The organism is Microbacterium sp. sgz311019 (assembly GCF_056135325.1).
Map to the genome: position 1 here is coordinate 467,168 of NZ_JBWAXO010000002.1, position 22,766 is coordinate 489,933.

23 protein-coding genes and 1 tRNA gene are annotated in these 22,766 nt (G+C 70.7%); 19 read left to right on the forward strand and 5 right to left on the reverse strand.

All coding sequences use genetic code 11. The features are described from left to right. Nucleotides 1–19: 19 nt before the first annotated feature. Nucleotides 20–2,695: a phosphoenolpyruvate carboxylase gene (locus AC0NZN_RS05045; protein WP_474591170.1), complete on the reverse strand. Its 2,676-nt coding sequence runs from the start codon at nucleotides 2,693–2,695 to the stop codon at nucleotides 20–22. Between the two features lie 78 nt (nucleotides 2,696–2,773). Here AC0NZN_RS05045 and AC0NZN_RS05050 point away from each other — a divergent pair, with 78 nt between their 5' ends. Both AC0NZN_RS05050 and AC0NZN_RS05055 read left to right on the forward strand, forming a co-directional pair. After that, complete coding sequence (locus tag AC0NZN_RS05050) at nucleotides 2,774–3,925, forward strand: Na+/H+ antiporter NhaA (protein ID WP_474591171.1); 1,152 nt, start codon at nucleotides 2,774–2,776, stop codon at nucleotides 3,923–3,925. After that, a complete protein-coding gene (locus AC0NZN_RS05055) occupies nucleotides 3,922–4,542 on the forward strand; it encodes a nucleoside triphosphate pyrophosphohydrolase (RefSeq protein ID WP_474591172.1) in 621 nt (206 codons plus the stop codon). The genes AC0NZN_RS05050 and AC0NZN_RS05055 overlap by 4 nt, the downstream gene beginning before the upstream one ends. 1 nt (nucleotide 4,543) lies before the next feature. Here AC0NZN_RS05055 and AC0NZN_RS05060 read toward each other — a convergent pair whose 3' ends face one another. Together AC0NZN_RS05060 and AC0NZN_RS05065 are read right to left on the reverse strand one after the other, a co-directional pair. Next, complete coding sequence (locus AC0NZN_RS05060; RefSeq protein ID WP_474591173.1) at nucleotides 4,544–5,032, reverse strand: SRPBCC domain-containing protein; 489 nt, start codon at nucleotides 5,030–5,032, stop codon at nucleotides 4,544–4,546. Continuing rightward, the gene (locus AC0NZN_RS05065; protein ID WP_474591174.1) at nucleotides 5,019–5,384 is read right to left on the reverse strand and encodes an ArsR/SmtB family transcription factor; all 366 of its coding nucleotides are present in this window, start codon (nucleotides 5,382–5,384) and stop codon (nucleotides 5,019–5,021) included. Before AC0NZN_RS05065 ends, AC0NZN_RS05060 begins: the two co-directional genes overlap by 14 nt. 91 nt (nucleotides 5,385–5,475) lie before the next feature. Between AC0NZN_RS05065 and AC0NZN_RS05070 the strand changes: the two genes are divergently transcribed. Next, nucleotides 5,476–6,738: a histidine--tRNA ligase gene (locus AC0NZN_RS05070; RefSeq protein WP_474591268.1), complete on the forward strand. Its 1,263-nt coding sequence runs from the start codon at nucleotides 5,476–5,478 to the stop codon at nucleotides 6,736–6,738. Here AC0NZN_RS05070 and AC0NZN_RS05075 read toward each other — a convergent pair. Next, on the reverse strand, nucleotides 6,722–7,975 hold the full coding sequence (locus AC0NZN_RS05075) for an APC family permease (protein ID WP_474591175.1): 1,254 nt from the start codon (nucleotides 7,973–7,975) through the stop codon (nucleotides 6,722–6,724). The genes AC0NZN_RS05070 and AC0NZN_RS05075 overlap by 17 nt on opposite strands. Before the next feature lie 55 nt (nucleotides 7,976–8,030). Between AC0NZN_RS05075 and AC0NZN_RS05080 the strand changes: the two genes are divergently transcribed. From AC0NZN_RS05080 to AC0NZN_RS05125, 10 genes are all read left to right on the forward strand, one after another. After that, nucleotides 8,031–8,471, forward strand: coding sequence for a YdeI/OmpD-associated family protein (locus AC0NZN_RS05080; RefSeq protein WP_474591176.1), 441 nt, complete (start codon nucleotides 8,031–8,033; stop codon nucleotides 8,469–8,471). Between the two features lie 105 nt (nucleotides 8,472–8,576). Then, nucleotides 8,577–9,275 (forward strand): O-methyltransferase, encoded by a 699-nt coding sequence (locus AC0NZN_RS05085; RefSeq protein ID WP_474591177.1) that lies wholly within the window; start codon nucleotides 8,577–8,579, stop codon nucleotides 9,273–9,275. A gap of 105 nt (nucleotides 9,276–9,380) precedes the next feature. Continuing rightward, nucleotides 9,381–10,661 (forward strand): phosphopyruvate hydratase, encoded by a 1,281-nt coding sequence (eno, locus tag AC0NZN_RS05090; RefSeq protein WP_474591178.1) that lies wholly within the window; start codon nucleotides 9,381–9,383, stop codon nucleotides 10,659–10,661. 35 nt (nucleotides 10,662–10,696) lie between these two features. Next, complete coding sequence (locus AC0NZN_RS05095) at nucleotides 10,697–11,188, forward strand: FtsB family cell division protein (RefSeq protein ID WP_474591179.1); 492 nt, start codon at nucleotides 10,697–10,699, stop codon at nucleotides 11,186–11,188. 78 nt (nucleotides 11,189–11,266) lie between these two features. Continuing rightward, on the forward strand, nucleotides 11,267–11,815 hold the full coding sequence (locus AC0NZN_RS05100) for a DUF501 domain-containing protein (protein ID WP_474591180.1): 549 nt from the start codon (nucleotides 11,267–11,269) through the stop codon (nucleotides 11,813–11,815). Next, nucleotides 11,812–13,080 (forward strand): S8 family serine peptidase, encoded by a 1,269-nt coding sequence (locus AC0NZN_RS05105; protein ID WP_474591181.1) that lies wholly within the window; start codon nucleotides 11,812–11,814, stop codon nucleotides 13,078–13,080. Before AC0NZN_RS05100 ends, AC0NZN_RS05105 begins: the two co-directional genes overlap by 4 nt. A gap of 32 nt (nucleotides 13,081–13,112) precedes the next feature. After that, nucleotides 13,113–14,534, forward strand: a complete 1,422-nt coding sequence (locus AC0NZN_RS05110; protein ID WP_474591182.1) for an NAD(P)/FAD-dependent oxidoreductase — start codon at nucleotides 13,113–13,115, stop codon at nucleotides 14,532–14,534. Nucleotides 14,535–14,605: 71 nt separating this feature from the next. Beyond that, nucleotides 14,606–14,678: transfer RNA gene (locus AC0NZN_RS05115), tRNA-Leu, on the forward strand. A gap of 507 nt (nucleotides 14,679–15,185) precedes the next feature. Next, nucleotides 15,186–16,595 (forward strand): hypothetical protein, encoded by a 1,410-nt coding sequence (locus AC0NZN_RS05120; RefSeq protein WP_474591183.1) that lies wholly within the window; start codon nucleotides 15,186–15,188, stop codon nucleotides 16,593–16,595. Nucleotides 16,596–16,711: 116 nt separating this feature from the next. Then, nucleotides 16,712–16,933 (forward strand): PLD nuclease N-terminal domain-containing protein, encoded by a 222-nt coding sequence (locus tag AC0NZN_RS05125; RefSeq protein ID WP_474591184.1) that lies wholly within the window; start codon nucleotides 16,712–16,714, stop codon nucleotides 16,931–16,933. Between the two features lie 2 nt (nucleotides 16,934–16,935). Here the strand turns inward: AC0NZN_RS05125 and AC0NZN_RS05130 are convergent, their stop codons facing one another. Then, nucleotides 16,936–17,358: a rhodanese-like domain-containing protein gene (locus AC0NZN_RS05130; RefSeq protein WP_474591185.1), complete on the reverse strand. Its 423-nt coding sequence runs from the start codon at nucleotides 17,356–17,358 to the stop codon at nucleotides 16,936–16,938. 75 nt (nucleotides 17,359–17,433) lie between these two features. Between AC0NZN_RS05130 and AC0NZN_RS05135 the strand changes: the two genes are divergently transcribed. The 6 genes from AC0NZN_RS05135 (at nucleotide 17,434) to AC0NZN_RS05160 (ending at nucleotide 22,735) form a co-directional block, all read left to right on the forward strand. Further along, a complete protein-coding gene (locus AC0NZN_RS05135) occupies nucleotides 17,434–18,033 on the forward strand; it encodes a hypothetical protein (protein WP_474591186.1) in 600 nt (199 codons plus the stop codon). Between the two features lie 62 nt (nucleotides 18,034–18,095). Continuing rightward, entirely contained in the window at nucleotides 18,096–18,821 is a 726-nt protein-coding gene (locus AC0NZN_RS05140) for a YcnI family copper-binding membrane protein (protein WP_474591187.1), read from the forward strand. Then, nucleotides 18,818–19,420, forward strand: a complete 603-nt coding sequence (locus AC0NZN_RS05145; RefSeq protein ID WP_474591188.1) for a copper resistance CopC family protein — start codon at nucleotides 18,818–18,820, stop codon at nucleotides 19,418–19,420. The genes AC0NZN_RS05140 and AC0NZN_RS05145 overlap by 4 nt, the downstream gene beginning before the upstream one ends. 125 nt (nucleotides 19,421–19,545) lie before the next feature. Continuing rightward, nucleotides 19,546–20,775 carry an alanine racemase gene (locus tag AC0NZN_RS05150; RefSeq protein WP_474591269.1) on the forward strand — a complete coding sequence of 410 codons (1,230 nt, stop codon included), beginning with the start codon at nucleotides 19,546–19,548 and terminating at the stop codon, nucleotides 20,773–20,775. Then, entirely contained in the window at nucleotides 20,772–22,085 is a 1,314-nt protein-coding gene (locus AC0NZN_RS05155) for a D-arabinono-1,4-lactone oxidase (RefSeq protein WP_474591189.1), read from the forward strand. Before AC0NZN_RS05150 ends, AC0NZN_RS05155 begins: the two co-directional genes overlap by 4 nt. Before the next feature lie 83 nt (nucleotides 22,086–22,168). Then, entirely contained in the window at nucleotides 22,169–22,735 is a 567-nt protein-coding gene (locus tag AC0NZN_RS05160) for a LemA family protein (RefSeq protein ID WP_474591190.1), read from the forward strand. Nucleotides 22,736–22,766: the final 31 nt, after the last annotated feature.

The following is a 22,766-nucleotide window of genomic DNA, read 5'->3' on the forward strand; positions in this document are numbered from 1 at the left end:
GCGGAGCGGACGGGTCGGCTCAGCCCGTGTTCTGCAGGCCCGCCGCAACACCCGAGACCGACAGCAGCAGCAGTCGCCGCAGCTCGGGATCGGGCTGCGGCGCGTCCGCCGGGGCGTCGCGAAGTGCGCGCAGGGCCCGCAGCTGCAGCAGCGACAGCGCGTCCACGTACGGACTGCGCAGCTTCACGGCGCGCTGAAGGACCGGCTTGTTCTCCAGCAGGTCCGCGGCGCCCGTGACCCGTTCCACCCACGAGCGGGTGAGCCGCATCTCCTCCATGACGAGGTCCGCGAGGTCGTCGCGGTCGCCGAGGTCGAGGTACTGGCGCGCGATGCGGGCGTCGGCCTTCGCGAGGCTCATCGCCACGTTGTCGATCATGGCTCGGAAGAGCGGCCATTCGGCGTACGCAGCCTTCAGACGCTCGGCGTCGCCGACGGCCTCGAGGGCGGTGCCGAGGCCGAACCATCCGGCGAGGTTGATGCGCGCCTGCGCCCAGGAGAACACCCACGGGATCGCACGCAGGTCCTCGAGCGACTCGACCGACAGGCCGCGGCGCGCCGGCCGGGAGCCGAGGGCGAGAAGGCCGAGCTCCTCCATCGGCGTCACGGTGGCGAACCACGGCGCGAACCCCGGCGCCTTCACGAGCGCGAAGAAGCGCTCACGCGAGGCGGCATCCATCGTCTCGGCGACATCGGCGTACCGCTCGGCCGCCGCGCTGTTGCGCTTCTCGATCTCGGGCGACGAGGCGAGCAGGATGGCGGCGCCGACCTGGTCGATGTGACGCATCGCGATGGCCGGGTCGCCATAGCGGGCGAAGATGACCTCGCCCTGCTCGGTGAGCTTGAAGCGTCCGTCGACGGAGTGCGGCGGCTGGGCGAGGATCGCGCTGTTGGCGGGACCCCCGCCGCGTCCGAGGGCACCGCCGCGACCGTGGAAGAGGGTCAGCTCGATCGCCTCGGCGCGCGCCCACGCCGCGATGGCCTCCTGCGCCACGTACAGCGCGAGGTTCGCGGCCACGGGCCCGACGTCCTTCGACGAGTCGGAGTACCCGAGCATCACTTCGAGGCGCCTGCCCGTGGCATCCAGGCGCGAGGCGAACTCCGGGTGCTGCACGATCTCGGCGAGGATCCTCGGTGCGGCCTGGAGGTCGGCGAACGTCTCGAACAGCGGGATGACGTCGAGCACGGGCGGCGTGCCGTCGGCGCCGACCGCGTGGCGGGCGAGGCGGTGCACGTTCGCGAGGTCGTCGGCGGACTGCGTGAACGAGACGATGTAGCGGCCCGCGGCGCGCGGTCCGTAGCGGTGCTGCAGCGTCGCGATCGTGCGGAAGACCTCGAGCACCTCCTCGGTCTGCGCGGTCGGCGGGTCGCCCGCATCCAGCTCGGCGAGCACCCTCGCGTGCACGGCCGAGTGCTGGCGCACCTCCAGCTCGGCGAGGTGGAACCCGTACGTCTCGACCTGCCAGATGAGCTGCTGCAGGTGCCCGTAAGCCTGCCGCGCTGCGCCGGCGCCGGCCAGCGAGGACTGCACGACCCGCAGATCCGCGAGCAGGTCCTCAGGATCGCGGTACGCGAGGTCGGCGTCGCGCGTGCGGGTGGCACTGATCTTGCGGGCGAGCAGGAGCAGGATCCGTCGGTGCGGCTCGCCGGGGGAGCGTTGGGCGATCTCGTCCGCGGCGTCTTCATCGGCGTCGCGCAGCCGGCGCCACAGGGCGATGAGCTCCGTGCTGGGCGGCGTCACGGTCTCGTCGAGTGTGAGCGTGCGACCGATGCGGTTCGTCGCGGTCTCGAGGCCGAGGAGGACATGCTCGGCGGCGATTCCCGCAGCCTTGCGCGTGACGGACGCCGTGACGAACGGATTGCCGTCGCGGTCGCCGCCGACCCATGAGCCGACGCGGACGAACGGCCGGACGATCGGGGCACGTGCGCCGGCCGCGATGCCCTGCAGCGCGTCGTCCACGCGGCGGTAGACGTGCGGGACCGCGGTGAACAGCGTGTCGTCGAAGACGGTCATCACGGCGCGGACCTCGTCGGTCGGCGCCGGCTTCTCCGGCCGCAGCGGCGCGGTGCGCCACAGGGTGTCGATCTCCTCGAGGAGGCGACGCTCGGCGCGGCGCTTGTCGGCGCCCCCCTCGGCGAGGGCGTCGTACTCGGCGAGCAGGGTCGACAGACGCCGGATGCTGCTCGAGACGGCGCGGCGGCGCGCCTCGGTGGGGTGGGCCGTGAACACGGGGTGGAAGCGGAGGGCATGGAGACGCTCGAGCGCGGTCTCGTCGCCCACTTCGGTCGCCAGGTGCGTGAAGGCCGCGGCGATGGAATCGCCCGGGTCCTCGCGGTCGACCCGGCTGTTGCGGTCGCGCAGGACACGCACCCGCTGCTGCTCTTCTGCGAGGTTCGCGAGGTGGAAGTACACCGTGAAGGCCCGGGCGACCTCGTCGGCGCGGGCGATGGTGAAGGAATCGGCGATCTCCGCCGCGCGGGCGAAGGCCTCGGGCGTCTCGTCGGTGTAGGCCTGGATGGTCGCGATGCGGAGGCGCTCGACATCCTCGTACAGTCCGGCGGATCCGCTCTCGCGCAGCACCCGGCCGAGCAGGGCGCCGAGCACCCGAACGTCGGCGCGCATCTGCTCGGGGATCCGCTGACCCGCCTCGTATCGGCCGACCAGGTCGATGGCTTCAGTGGGGGTGGGTTCGCGCATGGCTCCACGGTATATGCGCGGCCGAACGGCTTCGAATCGACCACCTTCCGGCGTCACACGCGTCGATAGGCTGTGCGGGTGCAGTCCGACTCCGAGGCGAAGCCATCGCTGCTCCGTTCGGAGCGGTTCCCGGCGATCCTCCTGCTGATCGCCGCCGTGGCCGGTCTCGTCGTCGCGAACACGCCGATCGGGAACGACGTCATGGAGTTCTCGCACGTCCATCTCGGCTTCGGCGCGGTGGACCTCTCCCTCACGCACTGGGTGCAGGACGGCCTGCTCGTCTTCTTCTTCTTCGCCGTCTCGGTGGAGCTGCAGTACGAGTTGACGCGCGGGGAGCTGCGCAGCTTCCGTCGCGCTGTCCAGCCCGCCATCGCGGCGGCGGGCGGAGTCGTCATCCCGGTGGGCATCTACCTGGCGATGACGGCGGGCACGGACGCGGCATCCGGCTGGCCCGTGCCGACGGCGACCGACGTCGCCTTCGCTCTCGGAGTGCTGGCCGTCTTCGGGCGCGGCCTGCCCTCATCCGTCCGCGTGTTCCTGCTGGCGCTCGCGATCCTCGACGACATCGTCGGGATCGTCCTCATCGCGGTCCTCTACGCCACGGATCTGCGGATCGGGATGCTGGCACTGGCGTTCGTCGCCGTCGTGCTCTTCGCGTTCCTCTCCCGCGTGCAGACGCCGCAGCGCGCGCTCCTGGCGATCGGGCTGATCGCTCTGGCGATCGCGACCTGGGTGCTCGTCCTGCTGTCGGGGGTGCATCCGACGATCGCGGGCGTGCTGCTCGGTCTCGCGATGGCACAGGATCGCGCGCTGCGCACCCGGCATGCGCTCGAGCCGTGGATCAACGGCCTCGTACTGCCGCTCTTCGCGTTCTCGGCCGCGCTCGTGCCTCTTCCCCAGGGTGCGGGGCTGCCGCCGGTGTTCTGGGCGGTGCTCGTGGCGCTTCCGGTCGGCAAGCTGATCGGCATCGCCGCAGGGGGATGGATCGCCCAGCGCGTGCTCGGCGGTCACCGGATGCCGATCGGCGACCTGCTCGCGGCCGGCGCACTGGGCGGCATCGGGTTCACGGTGTCGCTGCTGCTCGCGAACCTCGCCTTTGCGGGGGACGCCGCCTTGCGCGACGGCGCGATCCTCGGTGTGCTGGCCGGATCGCTGCTGGCCCTCGTGCTGGCGGGGGTCTTGGTCTCATGGCGGGCACGTCGCTACCGTGTGAGAGGGGCGACGCCATGATCGATCCGCTGCGGGATGCCGCGCACACGATGCACACCGTCCGCGAGCGCTGCGTCTGGACCCAGCAGATCACGCACCGCGACCTCGTGCCCTATCTCGTGGAGGAGAGCGCCGAGCTCATCGACGCCGTCGAGGACGGCTCGCGGGCCGACCTGCGCGAGGAGCTCGGCGATCTGCTCTGGCAGGTGCTGTTCCATGCGGAGATCGCGTCCCGCGATCCCGATGACCCCTTCGACATCGACGACGTCGCGCGCGGGCTGACGGACAAGATGGTGCGTCGGCATCCCCACGTCTTCGCCGATGCCGTCGCGACGACGCCCGAGGAGGTCCTGGTCCTCTGGAATGCCGCGAAGGCGGCGGAGAAGAGCGCGCGCACGAGCGTCCTCGACGGCGTGAGCGAGCGGATGCCGACGCTCGCGCTCGCGCAGAAGCTCCTCGGCAAGGCCGCGTCTGTGGGCATCGAGGCCGCCGCCGTCCCCGCCGCCTCTGAGGCCGACCTCGGCGATGCCCTGCTCGCCCTGGTCGCGACGGCCAGAGCGAACGGATGGGATGCCGAGCGCGCACTCCGCGAGCGCCTCCGTGCCCTGCAGGCGGAGATCCGCGACGCCGAGGCGTGACTCAGAGGGTCGCGAGCACGGCGTCGAGACGCTCGAAGTCCTCGTCCATGCCGGCATCCATCCCGGAGGCGAGCATCGCGTCGCACGCCTCCTTCGACGTGTAGGTCGACGTCACCTCGATCGCGCTGCGACCGCCGTCGAGGTCGACGAACCGCAGCGTCTCGAGTGTCGGGCCGGGCTCGTCCTCGTACTCCCACGTGTGGACGACACGCCCGGGCGAGACCTCGTGGTAGGCGCCGCGGAACGCCCACGCCCCGCCGTTCGGGGCCTCGACGACGTAGCGGAATGCGCCGCCGGTCTGCGCGTCGAAGCGATCGAGCCGCACCGTGGTGCCCTTCGGCCCCATCCATCGAGTGAACAGGTCGGCCTCGGTGTGCGCGCGCTGCACGAGCGCGGCCGGCGCGTCGAACTCGCGGCGGTGGACGATGCTCTGCTCGCCAGAGCGGGTGTGCGCGGTGAGCCCGGGGCTCTGGATGTCATGGGTGGCCATCTGGTTCTCCTTCATCGGTTGCATGAGGCTGAGGGGAGGTCGTGAGTGCGGCGAGCACGTCGTCCAGCCGGGCGTAGCGCGCCTCGAGCCGGCGCCTTCGGGCGTCCATCCACGCGGCGGCCTCGTCGAGCGGCTCGGTGTGCAGGCTCACGCGGCGCGTGCGGCCCTCGCGATGCCGGGAGATCACGCCGGCGCGCTCGAGCACGTCGAGATGCTGCGACACCGCCTGGAACGAGATTTCGAAGAGTCCGGCGAGCTCGCCGACCGTCGTATCCGACTCGGCGAGCCGGTCGACGATCGTGAGGCGCACGGGATCCCCGATCGCTGCGAACGTCTGGGTGAGCGCTGGCACAAGATCAATTATTCAAGTAATCACTTGAATGTCAAGGCTCGAAGCCACCTGGAAGAATGACCGGGTGGCATCCGTCAATCCGCCGCGCGGCATGCGCGACTTCCTTCCCGCCGACAAGGCCCGGCGCGAGCGCGTGCTCGCCGTCATCCGCGAGCGCTATCGCGCGCACGGCTTCGACGAGATCGAGACACCGGTCATGGAGGAGTACGACCGTCTGCACGCCGGACTCGGCGCGGACAACGAGAAGCTCGCGTACAACGTCCTCAAGCGGGGCCTGGATGCGGACGCCATCCGCGCCGCCGCCGAGCAGCCCTCCGAGCTCACCGACCTCGGCCTGCGATACGACCTCACCGTGCCCCTCGCGCGGTTCTACGCGAGCAACCGGGGCCAGCTACCGACGGTGTTCCGGGCGGTCCAGATGGCTCCCGTGTGGCGCGCGGAGCGGCCGCAGAAGGGGCGCTACCGCCAGTTCGTGCAGTGCGACATCGACATCATCGGCGATGCCTCGGCCCGAGCGGAGACCGAGCTCGTCGTCGCGACACTCGACACGGTCGATGCGCTCGGGCTCGAAGGCGGGAGCATCCGCATCAACGACCGACGCGCACTCGACTGGATGCTCGACAGCTTCGGCTTCACCGCCGACGAGCGGCCGGGCGTGCTCATCACGATCGACAAGCTCGACAAGATCGGTGCCCAGGGAGTGGCCGCGGAGCTGCGCGAGCGAGCAGCGACGGCGTCGGCCGTGGATGCATTCGAGGCGTTCCTCATGCGTCCGATGACGATGGAGTACAACCCGTACGGCGAGCGGCAGATCCGCAAGCTGCTTCCCGAAGGTGCTCCCGACGAGGTCGTCGACCACCTGGTCGGGATCGGGGAGGCCGTCGGCGCCGCACGCGGAACGGCGAGCCCGCTCGGGGACGTCCCGCTGACCTTTGACCCGTTCCTCGTGCGCGGCATGGGCTACTACACCGGCACGATCTTCGAGCTCGCGCACCCGTCCGTCGACTACTCCCTGGGCGGCGGTGGGCGCTACGACGGGATGATCGGGCGCTTCCTGGGCCAGGATGTGCCGGCGGTCGGCTTCTCGATCGGATTCGAGCGCATCGTCGACCTCGTCGCGGAGACAGAGGATGCGGGGGCCCGGGCGATCGTGCTCGTGCACGACCGCGACGTGCCGGTCGCCGAGCTCGTCGCGCACAAGGCCGCGCTCGTGCGCGCCGGCGCGCGCGTGCGGCTCGAGCAGCGCACGAAGAACCTCAAGGGCCTGCTCGAGCGCTCGGCGGCGGACGGCTACACCGAGTTCGCGACGGTTGCCGCGGGCGACAGCGACCTCGAGTTCAAGCCCCTCGGCTGACCCTCAGCCGGATCGCGCGATAGGCGACGCCGATCACCGCGACGATCGCGCCGGCGACGACCGACGGCCACGGCAGCGTGACGGCCAGGACGACGCATCCGACCGCCCCCATGGCTTGGAGCCCCTTGGGATAGCGGCGCGCGTCGCCCCGCTGCCGCCACGCGGCGATGTTGGCGACGAAGTAGTACACCAGCACGCCGAACGACGAGAAGCCGATCGCGCCGCGCAGGTCCACCGACGCGACGAGGATCACGACGACGACGGCGGCGGAGGCCTCCGCGCGGTGCGGCACGTGCCACCGCGGATGCACGGCGCCGAGGAATCGCGGGAGGTCGCCCTCGCGTGCCATGGCGAAAGTCGTGCGGCTGACACCCGCGACGAGCGCCAGGAGGGCGCCGAGGGATGCCGCGGCCGCCCCGATGCGGACGACCACGCCGATCCACGCCCATCCGGACCGTGCCGCGGCGTCGGCGACGGGCTGGGTCGACGCGGCCACGGCTTCCGGACCCAGTGCGCTCAGCACGGCGAGGGCTACGACCGCGTAGATGACGAGTGCGATCACGAAAGCGATCACGATGGCGCGGGGGATGACCCGGCGCGGGTCGCGCACCTCCTCGCCCATGGTCGCGATCCGCGCGTACCCCGCGAAGGCGAAGAACAGCAGGCCGGCCGATTGCAGGATGCCGTAGGCCCCGCCCGACCACAGGGCACCGGTCGACAGCCAATCCGTTGTCGCGCCTCCGGTGAAGGCCGCCGCCACCGCGACGGCGAGCGCGGCGAGGACGACGACCACGATGACGCGTGCGGCGCCGGCGGTGCGTGTGACGCCGAACCAGTTGACGGCGGTGAGCACGACCACGGCGGCGACGCCGACGAGGCGCTCCCAGCCGGATGGTGCGACGTAGGCCGCGAAGGTCAGCGCCATGGCGGCGCAGCTGGCGGTCTTCCCGACGACGAAGCCCCACCCCGCGACGAAGCCCCACCACGGTCCGAGCTCGGCGCGGCCGTACGCGTAGGTGCCGCCCGAGGTCGGGTGGGCGGCCGCGAGCTGCGCCGACGAGGTCGCGTTGCCGAAGGCCACCACCGCCGCGATCGCGAGGCCGATGAGCAGTCCCGCGCCTGCGGCCTGGGCGGCGGGGGCCCAGACGGCGAACACGCCGGCGCCGATCATCGAGCCGAGGCCGATGAAGACGGCGTCGCCGAGCCCGAGGCGCCGACGCAGTGCGGGGGAGGTCACGGCCGAACTCTAGCCTCCCCGTCGGAACGACCGGTTCATGCGCGAGGATGGGGGGATGACGCTGCACATCCACGCCGTCCTGGTGCCTTTCGGCCCCGCGACAGCCCTCGAGCTCACCGACGCCCAGGTCGATGAGCTCGGCGGCGGCAAGCGCGCCGCGGTCGTCGTCGGCATCGGCGGCGCGACCGCCCGGCTGCGCCTGGGCGTGATGGACGGCAAGAACCTCATCGGCATGTCGAAGGCGGCGCGCGCGCAGCTCGGGGTCGAGATCGGCGACGAGGTGGATGCGACCGTCGCCCTCGACGCCGCGGAGCGCGAGGTCGAGGTGCCGCCCGATCTCGCGACGGCGCTGGATGCCGCGGGTGTGCGGGCCGCGTTCGATGCCCTCTCGTTCACGCGGCGCAAGGAGCTCGCACGCGGGGTCGCCGAGGCCAAGCGTCCGGATACGCGCGAGCGGCGCATCGCGGCCGCGGTGGAGGAGCTCAGCGGCGACTGAATCCGGCCGCGCGGCATCCGGGACAGCACCGCGCGCACCGTCCCCATGCGATGGGCTGATGCCCATCGCTTGACGATGGATGCGCCGCACGCGACGCTGGGGGGCATGACCGAGCTCACCCCGGACAATTGGCGCCGCGTCGACGCGTACTTCACCGACACCCTCGTCGGGCACGACGAAGCCCTCGAGCACGCGGTGGCCGAGCAGAACGCCGCCGGCCTGCCGGCGATCGAGGTCGCCCCGGTCGCAGGCAAGCTCCTTCACCTCCTCGTGCGCATCAGCGGCGCACGACGTGTCCTCGAGATCGGCACGCTGGGCGGCTACTCGACCATCTGGATGGCGCGCGGCATCCCGGACGACGGTCTCGTGACCACGATCGAGGCGGAGCCCGCGAACGCGGCCGTCGCGCGTGCGAGCATCGATCGTGCAGGGGTCGGCGCCAAGGTCGAGATCCGGATCGGGCGCGGCGAGGAGGTGCTGCCGACGCTCACAGGTCCCTACGATCTCGTGTTCATCGATGCCGACAAGGAATCCAACCCGCTCTACCTCGAGTGGGCGGCCCGGCTCGGGCATCCGGGCACGGTCGTCGTCCTCGACAACACCGGTCGCAGCGGCGGCGTCGCCGACCCCGACGAGCGGACGCCGCAGATCGAGGGCGTGCGGCGCGGCCTCGAGATGCTGGGCGCCGATCCGCGCTTCGAGGCGACGGCGTTGCAGACGCTCGACCGCAAGGGATGGGATGGCGTGGCGATCGCCGTGCTGACCGACGTCGTCGAGGGCTATGACGACGCCCTCGAGCCGTGAGCCTGGCGCGTCGACATCCGATGGGCGCCGCGACCGCCCATCACTAGACTCGACTGCGGACCGACGACGCTCCGAGCAACCCTCACCCAACTCAAGGAGTCCTCCGTGGCACTTATCGAGGCTGTCAACGCGCGCGAGATCCTGGACTCGCGCGGCAACCCCACCGTCGAGGTGGAGGTGCTGCTCGACGACGGCGTCGTCCAGCGCGCCGCTGTCCCGTCCGGGGCATCGACCGGCGCGTTCGAGGCATACGAACTGCGCGACGGCGACAAGAGCCGCTATGGCGGCAAGGGCGTCCTGAAGGCCGTCGACGCCGTCATCGACGAGCTGGGCCCCGCGATCGAGGGCGTCGACGCCAGCGAGCAGCGCATCGTCGATGAGATCCTCATCGAGACCGACGGCACCGAGAACAAGTCGCGCACAGGCGCCAACGCCATTCTCGGCGTCAGCCTCGCGGTCGCGAAGGCCGCAGCCGACAGTGCCGACCTGCCGCTGTTCCGCTACATCGGCGGTCCGAACGCCCACGTCCTTCCCGTTCCCCTGTTCAACGTCATCAACGGTGGGGAGCACGCCGACAACGGCATCGACATGCAGGAGTTCTTCCTCGCCCCGATCGGCGCGTCGACGTTCGCCGAGGCGCTGCGCTGGGGTGCCGAGACGTACCACGTGCTCAAGGGCGAGCTGAAGGCCGCGGGCTTCGCGACCGGCCTTGGCGACGAGGGCGGCTTCGCGCCCGACCTGCCCAGCAACCGCGAGGGCCTCGACTTCCTCGTCAAGGCGATCGAGAAGGCCGGCTTCACGCCGGGCGTGGACATCGCCCTCGGCCTGGATGTCGCTGCCACCGAGTTCTTCAACGACGGCGTCTACCGCCTCGAGGGCAAGGACTGGAGCGCCGCGGAGCTGACCGACTACTACGTCGGCCTCGTCGACGCCTACCCGATCGTCACGATCGAGGATGCCCTGGCCGAGGACGACTGGGACAGCTGGAAGGCGCTCACCGACGCGCTCGGCACCCAGGTGCAGCTCGTCGGCGACGACCTGTTCGTCACCAACCCGGAGCGCCTCGCGCGCGGCATCGACCTCGGCGTCGCGAACTCGCTGCTCGTGAAGGTCAATCAGATCGGCACTCTGTCGGAGACGCTGGATGCGGTCGACCTCGCGCACCGCTCGGGCTACACGACGATGTTCTCGCACCGCTCCGGCGAGACCGAGGACACCACAATCGCCGATCTGGCGGTCGCGGTGAACTCGGGTCAGATCAAGAGCGGCGCGCCCGCTCGCAGCGAGCGCGTGGCGAAATACAATCAGCTTCTGCGCATCGAGGAGGAGCTGGGCGACGCTGCGGAGTTCGCGGGCCGTTCGGCCTTCCGTCGCTTCAAGGGCTGACGCGGGCGCACACCCGCAGGACGGAAGGGGGAGACGTGGCAGGACGGACGTCTCCCCCTTCCGCTGCGTCCGGCGGGTCTCAGCCGCCCGGCACACGGGTCGATGTGGGGCGCTGGCTCGGCGGCATCCGCGTCTCGGGCTTCGCGGCCATCATGCTCGGGCTCGTCGTCCTCGGCGTCTTCGTGCTTGTGCCGACGATCGGGACCTACGCGCAGCAGCAGCAGCAGCTGGCATCCGTGCGCAGCGCGGTGCAGGTGACGAAGGACCAGGTGGCGGAGCTCGAGCGTGAGCGCGAACGCTGGAAGGACCCCGCGTACATCACGACCCAGGCGCGCGCGCGGCTGTATTACGTGAAGCCCGGCGAGGTCGTGTTCCTCGTCGACAACGACCTCCCCGCCGCGGCGCAGCCGCGCGAGCAGGAGAAGGTCAGCGCGAAGGTGCAGGAGACGCGCACCGACTGGATGTCGCAGCTCGTGCGATCCGTTGCCGCCGCCGGCGTCGCGGAGACGGCAGCCCCCGCGGGCTAAGCGCGCCCCCCGCCGCTGAGAGCGACTTCCCGTCACGGTGTCAGGGAGAAGCCCAGCCGCGGCCGGTAGCCTTTCCGGGTGACCACGCCCCCCTTCGCCCCCGTGGAAGACGTCGACCTCGAGGTGCTCCGCGAGCAACTCGGCCGGCCCGCGCGCGGCGTCATCGGCATCGCCGCCCGCTGCGTCTGCGGCAACCCGACGGTCGTGGCCACGGCACCCCGACTTCCCGACGGAACACCCTTCCCGACGTTCTACTACCTCACGCACCCGGCGGCGACGGCGGCGATGTCCTCGCTCGAGGCCGATCACGTGATGCGCGAGCTCGGCGAGCTGCTGGACTCCGATCCCGAGCTGCAGGCGGCGTACACCCGCGCCCACGAGGCGTATCTCGCCGACCGGGCGCACTACGGCGAGGTTCCCGAGATCGACGGGATCTCCGCGGGCGGGATGCCGACCCGGGTGAAGTGCCTGCACGCCCTGGCGGGCCACGCGCTCGCGGCAGGACCGGGCGTCAACCCGATCGGCGATCTGGCGCTGGCCCGCTCGGCCTGGTCGCCGGCGCGCTGCGTCTGCGCCACCCCGGGTTCCGCCCTGACTACTGTCGCACCCGACGAGGCGACCGGATGAGACGAGCGCTCCTCGCGCTCCTGGCGAGCGCCGTCGCGGTGCTCGCGCTGACCGGTGCGGCTGCGCCGCCCGTGCCCGACAATCCGACCGATCGTGTCCGCAGTGCCGAGTACTGGCTCGACTCGTACGGCATCCGCACCGCGTGGCAGACGTCGCAGGGTGCCGGGGTCAGGATCGCGGTCATCGACACGGGCGTCGGGCACGCGCCCGAGCTGGACGGCGCCGTCGTGGGCGGAACCGACGTCTCCGGAGTCGGCGCCGCCGACGGGCGCACCCCGGTCGGCGCGGTCGATGCGAATCACGGCAGCTGGGTGGCATCCCTCGCCGCCGCGCGCGGCACGGGCAACGGCGACGGCATGATCGGCGTGGCGCCGGCGGCCGACATCCTCTCGATCTCCGTCGGGTTCGGGGCGACCTCGCGCGTGCCGTTCACCCAGCAGGTCGCCAACGCGATGCGATGGGCGGTCGACCACGGAGCGAAGGTCATCAACCTGTCCTTCACGACGAACACCCTCGACTGGGATCCGAGCTGGGACGCCGCCTTCCAGTACGCGTTCGACCACGACGCCGTGGTGGTCGTGGCCGCCGGCAACCGGGGGAGCGGCACCACCCGTGTCGGCGCCCCGGCGACCATCCCGGGCGTGCTCACCGTGGCCGGTGTCGACCCCGAAGGCAACGCGAGCGTGGAGGCGTCGACGCAGGGGATCACGATCGGCGTCTCGGCGCCGAGCGAGCAGCTGCTCGGCGTCTCCGCGGACGGTCGCCTGGTCCAGTGGAGCGGCACGAGCGGTGCCGCGCCCATCGTCGCCGGCATCGTCGCCCTCGTGCGGGCCGCGCATCCCGATCTCGACGCGAACAACGTCATCGAGCGCATCATCAAGACCGCGCGACCCGCGACGGGCGCGAAGGTGCCCGATCCGCTCTACGGGTACGGACTAGTGGATGCCGGGGCCGCCGTGACGGCGTCCGTCCCGTCGGTCACCGCCAACCCCATGGGGAGCCTCTCCGACTGGGTGCACCTCTACCGCCGCGCCGCGTCGACGCCGCAGCCGACTCCGGATGCGACGACCTACACGGTTCCGCCGCTGCCGCCCGCGGACGCGGCGAGCCGTTCGTCGGCCCTCCTCCCGTCGGAGGACAGTCTGCTGTACGGGACGCTGCCGCTCGTGGCCCTCACCGGGGCCGGTATACTGGTCGCGCTCGGCGTCACCGCTGCTGTCCGACGCATCCGATCGGCGCGCACTCCTCGCTCGCCGAGCCGTTGATCTCTAGGAGTTCTCCCCCTGTGACTAAGAGCGTGCCCAGGATCCTTGTCGTCGGTGGTGGTTACGCCGGTTTCTACACCGCGTGGAAGCTCGAGAAGCACCTTCGCAAGGGCGAGGCAGAGGTGACGATCGTCGACCCGCTGCCCTACATGACCTACCAGCCGTTCCTGCCGGAGGTCGCGGCCGGTTCGATCGAGGCCCGTCACTCCGTCGTCGCCCTGCGTCGTCACCTCAAGCGCACCACGGTCGTGACCGCGAAGGTGACCGGCATCGACCACGCGAACAAGGTCGCGACCATCACGCCGCCCATGGGCGAGCCGTGGCAGCACGAGTACGACCAGATCGTCGTCACCGCCGGTGCCGTGTCGCGCACGTTCCCGATTCCGGGAATCGCCGACAACGCGATCGGCCTGAAGACGATCGAAGAGGCCGTCGCCATCCGCGACCGTCTGATGTCGAACTTCGACAAGGCCGCCTCCTTGCCCCGCGGCCCCGAGCGCGACCGTCTGCTCACCGTCGTCGTGGTCGGCGGCGGCTTCGCGGGCATCGAGGTCTTCGCCGAGCTGCGCTCGCTGGCGTCTGCTCTGGTGTCGAAGTACCCGTCGCTGTCGTTCGACGACACGCACTTCCACCTCATCGAGGCGATGAGCCGCATCATGCCCGAGGTCTCGCTGAAGACCAGTGAGTGGGTGCTGAAGGATCTCGCCAAGCGCGGCGCCTATGTCCACCTCGACACGCAGGTGCAGGGCGCTGTGGGCGGCAACGTGCAGCTGTCGACGGGAGAGGTCATCCCGACGGACCTCATCATCTGGACCGCCGGCGTCATGGCCAACCCCACGGTCGTGCGCGGCGGTGACCTCCCCGTCGAGGAGCGCGGTCGCATCAAGACGCGCGCCGACCTGCGCGTGGGCACCGAGGACGAGATCGTCGAGGGCGCCTGGGCGGCCGGTGACGTCTCGGCCGTTCCGGATCTCAGCGGCGGCGGTGTCGGTGGCTACTGCGTCCCCAACGCCCAGCACGCCGTCCGCCAGGCGAAGCTGCTCGCGAAGAACCTCGTCGCCGTCCTGCGGGGCGAGCTGCCCCGCGAGTACTTCCACAAGAACCTCGGCGCGGTCGCGGGCCTCGGCCTGTACGACGGCGTCTTCCAGTCGGGGAACTTCGCGCTCAAGGGCCTCATCGCCTGGTTCGCGCACCGCGGCTACCACGGCCTTGCGATGCCGTCGTGGGAGCGCAAGTGGCGCGTGCTGTGGGGTTGGTGGAACAACTTCTGGCTCGGGCGCGATCTGGTGAACCTCGAGACGGTGCAGAACCCGCGCTACGTCTTCGAAGAGTTCGCCGCGCGTCCGCGGCCGCCGCAGCCCGTGGAGTCGCCGGCTCCTGAGGCACCGGCCGTCATTCCGGCCGCCACGGCGCCCGCGGTCAAGAAGACGCCCGCGAAGGCTGCCGCCAAGTAGGCCTCGCCGGATGCCGCAGGCTCGTCTGACAGGATGAGCCTGCGGCATCCGTGTTTCTCCGTGGATGCTGCGCCCCCGTAGCCCAATGGCAGAGGCAGGCGACTTAAAATCGCTTCAGTCTGGGTTCGAGTCCCAGCGGGGGCACCTCCCCGAAGCGCCGACTCCCGTGCGAGCACGCTGAAGTCGCGCATGTCTGATGAATGATGAGTCGAAGCCCCGCAGGCGAAGGACCGGACAGATCCGCCGGCAGACTCGATGGTGAGGACGCCGTGGACGGCAACGCCGTTCCCCGGCAATCCGGATCGCGCCGGTTCGATGATCTCGTCGATGAATCCCGGAGAGAATTCGCGTCATAGAACCGATCCGACGGCATCTCCATCTATGCCCGGGTGGCCGCATCCGCTCGGGTGGGGCTGCGTCTTCCTTGGAAGAGAGTCGTCCCTGGGCGAGCGGCAACCGCCAAGTTGCTGTCGCCCTGGGCGGAGGGCGGTCCGCGCCCCGAACGCGGAGCCGGTCCGCTGCACCTGCGCACTGCCGCAGTCGCAGGGACAAGCCGCCCGACAACCCTCCCTTTCAGTCGCGCTCCGCACCGGTTCGCGGCTGCTCACCTGTCGTGCGCGCCGCCCCGGCGAACACGCGAGAAAGCCGATCATGACATTCCCTACCGCCGCCCGCGCGCTGAGCGCGTACGCAGCCGCAACAGCGCTTGGTCTCGGCGCTGTCCTCGCGCTCAGCGCACCCGCCAGCGCTGACACCCCGAGCCCGTCCAGCGCACCGTTCTCCGCACCGCTGTGCGCCGGGCAGACATCCGACGATCCGCGCCAGGCGACCGGTCCCGTCTCCGACCTCACCCGCGTGTTCGGGCAGCGACTGGTCGATTACAGCAATGGCCAGGTGGTCGCCCTCTATGACACGTACGGCGACAATGCGAACGACGGCGCGCCCGCCGTGTGCGGAACCCGGTACGTTGCGGGGATCGGGCCGGTGTCCGAGTGGATGTTCTGTACGAACGTCTTCAGCCACGTGTGCAGTGGCGCCGACGCTGAGGGTCGGCTGCTCGATATCGACGGGCACCCCATCCCGGGCCTCGAAGAACGTGTCGGTCAGCACTCACTGACGCCACCGCAGGAGAAGCTGGTCGCCTGGCTCATCCAGAATGGACACTCGTACGGGGGCGTGGGCTACTACGACTTCCACACGACCAACGCCCAACGGAACTCCACAGCTGAGGAGCGCATCGCTCTTCAAGTGCTGGTCTGGTGCATCAGCGACCCCGCGGACCCCGCGGCGACAGGCTCCGAAGGCGAACGTGCACGGACTTGCTCGGCGAGCATGTCGCCGGATAAGCAGCAGCGCATCCTGAACCGCATACCCGACACCCCCGACGTCTCCGTGAAGCTCGCACCCGGCAACTCGCCCCTCGCGATCGGGGAGGCGGCTGACTTCCAGGTCGCGACGAACCTGTTCGACCAGCCGATCACCGTGACGGTCAGTGGCGCGACGGGCACGGTGGACGTGGTCGCGGGTGACGCCACATACGACCGGCGCAGCGGCAGGCTGATCGTCGCGGGCCCTGGCCCGGGCAGCCTTCGATTCACGAGCCAGGCCGCCGGTGCTGTCACCATCCGGGTGTCGACGACGCCGGCATCACGCTCGTACCTGTCCTGGAATCAGAGTCCCGGCTTGTCGACAGATCAGATCGGCTGTCAGGTGTTCGCCACCTTCCAGACCCGACAAGCGGCGACGCTCTCAGACACTGCTCGAGCGACTTTCATCGCGGCGCCCATCGGAAGATCGCGTGTCGCCCCACCCGCTGCACATGCCACGTCCCCGATCCCGGCCACCGGTGCCCCCATCCCCAGCATCGCTCCCACCGTTCAGCCCGCGACGCAACTCACACCGGAAGACAGCACGCCGGCATCCACCGACCACCCCGAGTTGCTTGCGATGACCGGCGGCGTGGACCTCTCCATCCCGTTGGCCGCCTCCGCGGTCCTCTTCACCGCTGGTATCGCCCTGATCGTGATCCGAGGCCGCAGGGTCCGCAGGCCGGGCAGCTGACCGGAGGACAGGGGGTCCGATGCACGTCGTGCGGCCCGTGTGCCGGCCAGCCCGCTGAGAAGGGCGAGCGGCACATTCGAGTCGCAGCGGGGGCGGCACGCGGGCACAATGAACTCATGAACAACCGCAAGATGCAGTTCTCGGAACTGTCCCGGGGGCGGCAGGTCGGAATCACCGTGGGCTCGCTCGTACAGCTCGCGCTCGCCGTGTGGGCGTTCGTAGACCTAGCCCGGCGTGCGCCCACCGAGGTGCGAGGCCGGAAAGGGCTCTGGATCCCCGTCATCCTCGTCAACTGGATCGGGCCTGCGGCCTACTTCATCTTCGGCCGCAGGCGCTGATCTCAGGAGGCGACCGGAGCGGTGAGGGGGTCGGCATCCCTTCGCGTGCGGCCGCTGTCGGTCACGACGGCGAGTCCTTCGCGGGCCCAGTATTCGAAGCCGCCGATGAGCTCCTTGACGTCCGTGTAGCCGAGAGTGGCGAGGATGAGCGCGCCGCGCGTGCTGCCGTTGCAGCCGGGGCCCCAGCAGTAGACGACGATCTCACGGTCGAGGTCCGGTGCGACGTCGCCGATCCGCGCGGCGAGCTCGGCGTTCGGGATGTGCACGGCGTCGGGAATGCGCCCCTGTCGCCACGAGGCCTCACTGCGCGTGTCGATGACGAGCGGCGGGTGGCTAGAGGCCCGTGCGGCGGCGAGGTCGGAGGGATCGGTCTCATACACAAGCTTCGCGGCGAAGAAGTCGACCGCGGAGAGGGATGTCTGCATCCGCCCATTCCAGCACTTCGCGGGCACGGTCCGACGCACAATCTAGACTCGAGGCGGAACGGCAACGGGGGACGCATGGGATCGCGAGCGGGACGGGCATGGCGAGGCATCCTCGCCGCCGCGTTCTCGGTCTTCGTCGCGGCGCTTTCGCATTCGCTCGCCGCGGGTGACGCGGCGCCACTTCTCGGCGTCGTCCTGGCGCTCACGGTCGCGCTTCCGGTCTGCGTCCTGCTCGCAGGGCGCAGGCTGTCATGGATGCGCCTCGCCCTCGCGGTGGGCGCGAGCCAGTTCGTCTTCCACGGGCTGCTGCAGGTCGGCATCGGCGACGTCGGCCGGGTCGCGCCTGGCGCGGTGGGTGTCGGCATGGCGGATCACATGCACGCCGTGATGCCCGCGATGCTGCCGGCGCTCGACGGGCACCAGATGACCTCGCCCGCGATGTGGGCGGGTCACGCCGTGGCCGCGGTGCTCACGATCGCCGCATTCGGCGCCGGGGAGCGCGCTCTGCGCACTCTGCTCGATGTCGTGGGCTGGTCGTTCGTGGCGCTCCTGCTGCTCGGCACGCCCGCGTCGACGGCGCGCCGCATCCTCGAACCCGGCGACGACACCGCGATCCTCTCGAGCCTGTCCGTCCTCTCTCTCGCGCCGCGCAGGGGCCCTCCGGTCATCGCCTGACCCGAACCCTTCGGCTTCGCGCGCGCGGAGCGCTTCCGCGTGCGCCGCACAGAGAGCACATCATGTACAGAAAGTCCCTGTCCCGTCTCGCCGTCGGTGCTGCCGCCGGCATCGCGCTCGCCGTCGCCGCCCCGCTCGCGGCCGGTGCACACGTCACCGTCGATCCGAACACCGCCACCTCTGGCAGCTGGGCGTACGTCACCTTCCGTGCGCCGAACGAGTCGACGACGGCGAGCACGACGAGGCTCGTCGTCCATCTGCCGCAGGACACGCCGCTGACGAGCGTCTCGTACCGCCCGACCCCGGGATGGACCACCACCATCGACACCGAGGACCTGCCGAAGCCCGTCACGGTGTCGGGCAACACCATCACGAAGGCGCCGGCGCGCATCACGTTCGACGCCGCGGACGGAGCCGCGATCGCCCCCGGTCAGTTCCAGCTGTTCACCGTGTCGCTCGGCCCGATTCCGACGGCAGGTCACATCGTCCTCCCCGTCACGCAGACCTACAGTGACGGCAAGGTCGTCGAGTGGAAGGCCACGCCCGCCGACGTCGCGCAGGACGACACGCTGGAACCCGCGCCGGTGATCTACATCACGGATGCGCCGCCCGCCGACGAGCACCACGGCTCGGCGCCCGCCCCGGCCCTCACCACCGCGGCGGACGCCGCCGCCACCTCGCCCACCGAGGGGATCGGGCTGGGTCTCAGCATCGCGGCCCTCATCCTCGCGCTCGGCGGCGTGCTGTTCGCGGCGTTCGCCCTTCGCGCCTGCCGGCGGTCGGAGTGAGCCGCGGCGCCGCCGGCCGCGGCATCCTTCTCGGACTCGCGGGAGCAGCGATCGCGCTGGCCGGCGTGTTCGCGACGGCGTCCGCCGCGTCCGCCCACGACGACCTCCTCGTGACCGAGCCCGCTCCGGGCTCGACGACGGGCGGCCCGCTCACGCAGCTCACGCTCACCTTCAGCGGTGACCTGATCGGCGGCCAGGGCGCCGATGTGGTCGAGCTCCTCGGGCCCGACCGCAGGTACTACGAGACCGGGTGCCCTCAGCTGTCGGGGCCGGAGGTCACGGTGCCCGTGGCGATGGGAGCCCCCGGCACGTATGAGGTGGCGTGGCGGGCGGTGTCATCGGACGGCCACCCCGTCTCGGGCACGTACACCTTCACGTATGCCCCGGATGCCGCAGCCTCAGCGAGCCCGCAGGCGGCGGGCTCGATGCATCCGGCGTGCGGCGCGGCTCCTGCTGCCACGTCGCAGCCCGACGCCTCGTCGTCCGCGCCGCCTCCCGACGCGGGTGTCTGGCTCGGCATCGGCATCGGCCTGGTGGTCGTCGCGATCGCCGCGATCGGCGCGTGGCTGATCGTGCGCCGACCGAAGCCGGAGGAGTGACGTCTTACCGGCGGGGGTTCATCGGCCCGCGGTGGGACCCGATTCCATCGATGTCGGCACTGGATTTCAGGGGGGCGACGCTCGCGTAGGCTTTACGCGTGCAACGGAGCTCTGACCTCGATCTCATGGCCTACCCGCCGGCGTCGGCGTCCACGCACGGTCTCCCGTGGGACGATCCGGCCGCCTATTGGGGAGCGATGTCGCGCGCGATCGCCGACGTCCCGGCGCCAGTGGGGGCGATCAACATCGCCGCCCTCCGCTACAACGCGCTCGACATGGCGGTGCGCGCGAGCGGCGTGCCCATCCGCGTCGCGAGCAAGTCCGTGCGCGTGCGCGAGGTCATCGATGCGACCCTCGCCCTGCCCGGCTATCAGGGCATTCTCGCCTTCACCCTCGCCGAGGCGCTCTGGCTGGCCGCGGACCATGACGACATCGTCCTCGGCTACCCGACCGCCGACCGCGCGGCCATCGCGCGGCTCGCCGCCGACGAGACGGCGTCCGCCCGTGTGACCCTCATGGTCGACGATCTTTCGCAGCTGGATCTCGTCGACGCGGTCGCGCCCACGACCTCACGCCCCGTCATCCGCGTCGCGATCGACGCCGATGCCTCGTGGCGGAGCCCCGGCATCGGCCACATCGGCGTCCGCCGCTCGCCCGTGCACGAGCCGGGCGAGGTCGCGAACCTCGCGCGGGCGATCACGGCCCGCCCGGGCTTCACCCTCGTGGGGCTCATGATGTACGAGGCGCAGATCGCCGGACAGCCCGACAAGGCCGGTGCGGACGCGCCCGTCATCCGGTGGATGCAGCGCCGCTCCGGCCAGGAGCTCCTCGAACGCCGCGCGGCGATCGTCGCGGCGCTTCGCGAGATCGCGCCCCTCGAGTTCATCAACGGCGGCGGGACGGGATCGCTCGAGCTCACGGCATCCGACCAGTCCGTCACCGAGGTGACGGCGGGCAGCGGCCTGCTCGCCGGGCACCTCTTCGACGGCTACCGCATCTTCGACCCGGCGCCCGCCGCCGCGTTCGCCATGGATGTCGTCCGCAAGCCGCTGCCCGACATCGCGACGGTGCTCGGCGGCGGATGGGTCGCCTCGGGCCCGCCGCTCGCCTCCCGCCAGGCGAAGCCCGTCTGGCCGCAGGGCCTCCACACGCTCGGGCGCGAGGGCACGGGCGAGGTCCAGACTCCGCTGCAAGGCGACGCGGCCCGCGAGCTGAAGGTGGGCGACCGCGTGTGGTTCCGTCACTCCAAGAGCGGCGAGCTCGCCGAGCGCCTGAACAGCTGCCTCCTGATCGACGATGATCGCATCGCGGGCGAGGTTCTGACCTACCGCGGCGAAGGAAAGGCATTCCTGTGACCCGACCCGCCGGAGAATGGCGCAACTGGGGGCGCTCGGCACGGGTTCGCCCGCAGCTCGTCGAGATGCCCAGCAGCGCCGGGGCCGTGCAGCGGTCCGTCCAGGCAGCCGTCAAGCGGGGGATGCGGGTGAAGGCCGTCGGCGCCGGCCACAGCTTCACCGGCATCGCCGTCGCGCCCGGGGTGCTGCTCGACCTGGTCGACCTCACCGGCATCGTCGCGGTCGACCGCGAGCGTTTGCGCGTCACCCTCCTCGCGGGCACCCGACTGCACCAGGTGCCGAAGCTCCTCGCCCCGTACGGGCTCGCCATGGAGAACCTCGGCGACATCGACCGCCAGTCGATCTCCGGCGCGATCTCGACCGGCACCCACGGCACCGGCGCACGCTTCGGCGGCATCGCGACCCAGGTCGTCGGGGTGACGCTCGTCACCGGCGACGGCCAGATGCTCGTCGTCAACGAGGACGAGAACCCCGAGCTGCTGCCGGCGGTCGCCGTGGGGCTCGGCGCGCTCGGCATCCTCGTCGATGTCACGCTCCAGTGCGTCCCTGCTTTCGTCCTGCAGGCGGTGGATCACCCCGAGCCGCTCGACGAGGTGCTCGAGACGCTCGACAGCCGCGTCGCGGATGCGGATCACTTCGAGTTCTACTGGTTCCCCCACACCGACGTCGCGCTGACCAAGACGCACACGCGCCTTCCGGAGAGCGCACGACGCCGGCCGCTGCCGCGCGTCGGCAAGTGGATCGACGAGGAGCTGCTGTCGAACGGCGTCTACCGGATGGTGTGCGCGGCCGGCACGCTCGTGCCGCCGATCGTTCCGCCGTTCTCGCGCCTCGCCGTGAAGCTGACCGGCGATCGTGAGTACACCGATCTGTCGAACAGGGTGCTCACGCAGAACCGCGACGTGCGGTTCCGCGAGATGGAGTACGCGCTGCCCGCCGAGAAGGTGCGGCCGGCATTCGACGCGCTGCGCGGCCTGATCGAGGAGCGCGGGTGGCGGATCTCGTTCCCCGTCGAGGTGCGCTTCGCTGCCGCCGACGACCTCTGGATGTCGACCGCGCACGGGCGGGCCTCGGGCTACATCGCCGTGCACCGGTATCACCGGGAGAATCCCACCGAGTACTTCGCCGCCGTCGAGAAGATCATGCTGTCGTTCGGCGGGCGCCCGCACTGGGGCAAGATGCACACCCTGGATGCCGACATCCTGCGCGACCGGTACCCGCGTTTCGACGACTTCGTGGCGCTTCGCGACCGGCTCGATCCGAAGCGCATGTTCACCAACACCTACCTCGACCGCGTCCTCGGTGAATAAGGCCTGAGAGTCCCGGGAGGTCCAGGGTCGCCACAGGGTGCCGTCGTTAGGATGGGGATGATTTCGCGAAGGAGTACCGCCTGATGGAATGGCTCATCCCTGCCCTCATCGTCGTCGTGCTGGTGCTCATCATCGGTGTCTACCTCTGGGCGACCTACAACTCGCTCGTCCAGCTGAATGTGCGCGTCGACGAGGCCTGGAGCGACATCACGGTCCAGCTCAAGCGCAGGGCCGACCTGCTGCCGAACCTCATCGAGTCGGTGAAGGGCTATGCGGCGCACGAGAAGGCGGTCTTCGAGAACGTGACGCAGGCGCGGGCCGAGACGCTGTCAGCGACAGGGCCCGCCGAGGCCGGTGTCGCAGAGGGCCACATGCAGCAGGCGCTGCGGTCGCTGTTCGCGGTGGCCGAGGCCTATCCACAGCTGCAGGCGAGCCAGAACTTCCTTCAGCTGCAACAGTCGATCGTCGACACCGAGGACAAGATCCAGGCCTCGCGCCGGTTCTACAACGGCGGGGTGCGCGAGTTGAACACGAAGATCAAGGTGTTCCCGAACAACATGTTCGCGCGCCGCCTCGGATTCAGCGAGCGGGAGTTCTTCGAAGTCGTCGATGGCGCGGCCATCTCCGAGCCTCCGCGCGTCCAGTTCTGAGTGCTGTCCGCGCCCCGCGGTAGCGTCGGGG

Excerpts from the sequence above, each read along its gene's own strand:
- AC0NZN_RS05045 (WP_474591170.1), bottom strand. The coding sequence starts at position 2,695 with ATGCGCGAACCCACCCCCACTGAAGCCATCGACCTGGTCGGCCGATAC.
- AC0NZN_RS05055 (WP_474591172.1), top strand. The coding sequence starts at position 3,922 with ATGATCGATCCGCTGCGGGATGCCGCGCACACGATGCACACCGTCCGC.
- AC0NZN_RS05060 (WP_474591173.1), bottom strand. The coding sequence starts at position 5,032 with ATGGCCACCCATGACATCCAGAGCCCCGGGCTCACCGCGCACACCCGC.
- AC0NZN_RS05070 (WP_474591268.1), top strand. The coding sequence starts at position 5,476 with ATGCGCGACTTCCTTCCCGCCGACAAGGCCCGGCGCGAGCGCGTGCTC.
- AC0NZN_RS05080 (WP_474591176.1), top strand. The coding sequence starts at position 8,031 with ATGACGCTGCACATCCACGCCGTCCTGGTGCCTTTCGGCCCCGCGACA.
- AC0NZN_RS05085 (WP_474591177.1), top strand. The coding sequence starts at position 8,577 with ATGACCGAGCTCACCCCGGACAATTGGCGCCGCGTCGACGCGTACTTC.
- AC0NZN_RS05105 (WP_474591181.1), top strand. The coding sequence starts at position 11,812 with ATGAGACGAGCGCTCCTCGCGCTCCTGGCGAGCGCCGTCGCGGTGCTC.
- AC0NZN_RS05120 (WP_474591183.1), top strand. The coding sequence starts at position 15,186 with ATGACATTCCCTACCGCCGCCCGCGCGCTGAGCGCGTACGCAGCCGCA.
- AC0NZN_RS05125 (WP_474591184.1), top strand. The coding sequence starts at position 16,712 with ATGAACAACCGCAAGATGCAGTTCTCGGAACTGTCCCGGGGGCGGCAG.
- AC0NZN_RS05130 (WP_474591185.1), bottom strand. The coding sequence starts at position 17,358 with ATGCAGACATCCCTCTCCGCGGTCGACTTCTTCGCCGCGAAGCTTGTG.
- AC0NZN_RS05135 (WP_474591186.1), top strand. The coding sequence starts at position 17,434 with ATGGGATCGCGAGCGGGACGGGCATGGCGAGGCATCCTCGCCGCCGCG.
- AC0NZN_RS05140 (WP_474591187.1), top strand. The coding sequence starts at position 18,096 with ATGTACAGAAAGTCCCTGTCCCGTCTCGCCGTCGGTGCTGCCGCCGGC.
- AC0NZN_RS05150 (WP_474591269.1), top strand. The coding sequence starts at position 19,546 with ATGGCCTACCCGCCGGCGTCGGCGTCCACGCACGGTCTCCCGTGGGAC.
- AC0NZN_RS05160 (WP_474591190.1), top strand. The coding sequence starts at position 22,169 with ATGGAATGGCTCATCCCTGCCCTCATCGTCGTCGTGCTGGTGCTCATC.